The organism is Pseudomonas sp. Irchel s3h17, from assembly GCF_900187505.1.
In the GTDB taxonomy this organism is placed as follows: domain Bacteria; phylum Pseudomonadota; class Gammaproteobacteria; order Pseudomonadales; family Pseudomonadaceae; genus Aquipseudomonas.
Map to the genome: position 1 here is coordinate 1 of NZ_FYDL01000043.1, position 1,307 is coordinate 1,307.

1 protein-coding gene is annotated in these 1,307 nt (G+C 62.9%); it reads left to right on the forward strand.

Translation table 11 applies throughout. From position 1 onward, the window contains the following. On the forward strand, positions 1-1,307 hold a 1,307-nt coding region (locus CKW25_RS25910), incomplete at both ends, for a DUF5801 repeats-in-toxin domain-containing protein (RefSeq protein WP_256578039.1).

Here is a 1,307-nt window from a genome sequence, read left to right on the forward strand (position 1 = left end):
GACCTGCTGGTGTTCACCGTCAGCGTCGCTGCCAATGGTGATGTCACGCTCGACCAGCTTCGGGCCGTGGTACATCCCGATACCACCGATCCCGATGATGCGACGAGTCTGACTTCGGACGACCTGGTGACACTGACAGCGACCAAGACCGACAAGGACGGCGACAGCGCCCACGCAACCCTCAACATCGGCCAGAACCTGGTGTTCGAGGACGACGGACCAAGCATCAGCACCACCGGTGAGGAACCAACACTGACGGTGGACGAAACGGTCTTGGCGATCAACGATACCAAGAGCTTTGCCGCCAACTTCAACTCGGCGTTTGGCGCCGATGGCGCTGGCACTTTGACCTATGCGCTGGGTGTGGTGGCGGGAGCCTCCGGGCTGACCGACACAGCCACCGGCCAGGCGGTGAACCTGTCGCTTAACGGCGCGGTGGTCGAAGGACGCACGGCCGCGAGCAACGCGCTGGTGTTCACCGTTAGCGTCGCTGCCAATGGTGATGTCACCCTCGACCAGCTTCGGGCCGTGGTACATCCCGATACCACCGATCCCGATGATGCGACGAGCCTGACTTCGGATGACCTGGTGACACTGACGGCGACCACGACCGACGGCGATGGCGACAGTGTCCAGGCAACGCTCAACATTGGGCAGAACCTGGTGTTCGAGGACGACGGACCGAGCATCAACACCACCGGTGAGGAACCAACGCTGACGGTGGACGAAACGGTCCTGGCGATCAACGATACCAAGAGCTTTGCCGCCAACTTCAACTCGGCGTTTGGCGCCGATGGCGCTGGCACTTTGACCTTTGCGCTGGGCGTAGTGGCGGGGGCCTCCGGGCTGACCGACACCGCCAGCGGTGAGGCCGTCAACCTGTCGCTTAACGGTGCAGTAGTGGAAGGCCGCACGGCCACCACCGACCTGCTGGTGTTCACCGTTAGCGTCGCTGCCAATGGTGATGTCACCCTCGACCAGCTTCGGGCCGTGGTGCATCCCGACGCCACCGATCCCGATGATGCGACGAGCCTGACTTCGGACGACCTGGTGACGCTGACGGCGACCACGACCGATGGCGATGGCGACAGTGTCCAAGCGACGCTCAACATCGGGCAGAACCTGGTGTTCGAAGACGACGGACCGAGCATCAGCACCACCGGTGAGGAGCCAACGCTGACGGTGGATGAAACAGTATTGGCGATCAACGATACCAAGAGCTTTGCCGCCAACTTCAACTCGGCGTTTGGCGCCGATGGGGCTGGCACCCTGACCTATGCGCTGGGCGTAGTGGCGGGGGCCTCCGG